Origin of the sequence: Streptosporangium sp. NPDC006013 (genome assembly GCF_040614275.1) — a bacterium.
Classification (GTDB): domain Bacteria; phylum Actinomycetota; class Actinomycetes; order Streptosporangiales; family Streptosporangiaceae; genus Streptosporangium.
This window is the reverse complement of sequence record NZ_JBEXUE010000914.1, coordinates 1-1,593: the sequence shown is the minus strand read 5'-3', so window position 1 is coordinate 1,593 and position 1,593 is coordinate 1. Positions and strand designations below refer to the sequence as shown.

Genomic DNA, 1,593 nt, shown 5'->3' with positions numbered 1-1,593 from the left:
ATGTCGGCGCTGGCTGAGCTGTATGTGCATGGTGTGGTGGTGGATTGGCAGGCGGTGCTTCCGGGTGGGCGCCGGGTGGAGTTGCCGACGTATGCCTTCCAGCGTCAGCGGTTCTGGCCTGATGGTGCTGGTTCGCGGGTGGGGAATGTGGCGGCTGCCGGGTTGGCGGCCGCGGGGCATCCGTTGCTGGGTGCGGCGGTGGGGCTGGCCGGTTCTGATGGGGTGTTGCTGACCGGCCGGTTGTCGTTGCGGTCGCATTCGTGGCTGGCCGATTACGTGGTGATGGGTTCGGTGGTGGTGCCGGGTTCGGCGTTTGTGGAGTTGGCGGTGCGGGCGGGTGATCAGGTCGGCTTTGATGTGGTGGAGGAGCTGACGCTGGCCGCGCCGTTGGTGCTGGGTGAGGATGACGCGGTCGCGGTGCAGGTGTGGGTGGGCGTGGCGGAGGAGTCGGGCCGTCGTGATGTGAGCGTCTACGCCCGGCCGGCTGAGGCGGCCGATGAGGAGCCGTGGGTGCGGCACGCGACCGGTGTGCTGGCTGCCGGTGGCCGGGTGGCCGAGGCTTTCGACGCGACGGTCTGGCCACCACAGGGGGCGACGGCGATCGAGCTGGACGGGTTGTACGAGCGGCTGGCCGAGGGCGGGCTGAGCTACGGGCCGGCGTTCCAGGGCCTGAAGGCGGCTTGGCGGGGTGCGGGTGGTGAGGTGTTCGCCGAGGTCGTCCTGCCCGAGCAGGTGGAGTCGAGCGCGGGTTCGTTCGGGGTGCATCCGGCGTTGCTGGACGCGGCGTTGCACGCGGTGAGCTTCGCCGGGCTGGACGTTTCCGGGGGCGGCCGGTTGCCGTTCTCCTGGGGTGGAGTGTGCCTGCACGCGGCCGGTGCATCGCTGCTGCGCGTACGGCTGGCCAGGACGGGCGACGATGCGGTGTCGCTGGCGGCGGTGGATGCCGCCGGGGAGCCGGTGATGTCGGCGCGGTCGCTGGTGTTTCGCGCGATCCCGTCCGACTGGTTCGCCGCCGCTGGTGGTCGGGTGCTGGAGCGGGATGCGCTGTTCGGGGTGGAGTGGATGCCGTTGACGGATCTCCCGGCGGCTGAGGTGTCGCCGTTGGCGATGCTTGGCTCGGACTTGCTGGGTCTCGCGGGGGTTTGGCAGGCGGACGGGCGTGAGGTTCGGGTTCATGGGGATCTGGCGTCGTTGGTGGGGGCGGGTCCGGTGCCGGGTGTGGTGCTGGCGGAGGTGATCTCGGACCCGGTGGGTGGGGTGGTGGAGTCGGCGCACGAGTTGGCCGCCCGTGTGTTGGGTCTGGTGCAGGGATGGTTGGCTGATGACCAGTGTCGTGATTCTCGGCTGGTGTTCCTGACCAGGGGTGCGGTCGCGGCTCAGGACGGCGAGGTGCTGGCTGATCTTCCGGCTGCGGCGGTGTGGGGTCTGGTGCGGAGCGCGCAGTCGGAGAATCCCGGCCGGTTCGTGCTGGTGGATGTGGACGGGCAGGAGATCTCTACGTCGGTGCTGGCCGGTGTGCTGGCGTCGGGTGAGCCGCAGGTGGCGGTGCGCGAGGGTGGGGTGCGGGTTGCCCGGCTGGTACGGGTGAAGCCT

General features: G+C 70.4%; 1 protein-coding gene. It reads left to right on the top strand.

The genetic code is table 11. The features are described 5' to 3' along the window. Positions 1–39 precede the first annotated feature (39 nt). Positions 40–1,593, top strand: a 1,554-nt coding sequence (locus tag ABZ260_RS50865; protein ID WP_355633125.1) for a polyketide synthase dehydratase domain-containing protein, incomplete at its 3' end; no start/stop codon positions are given.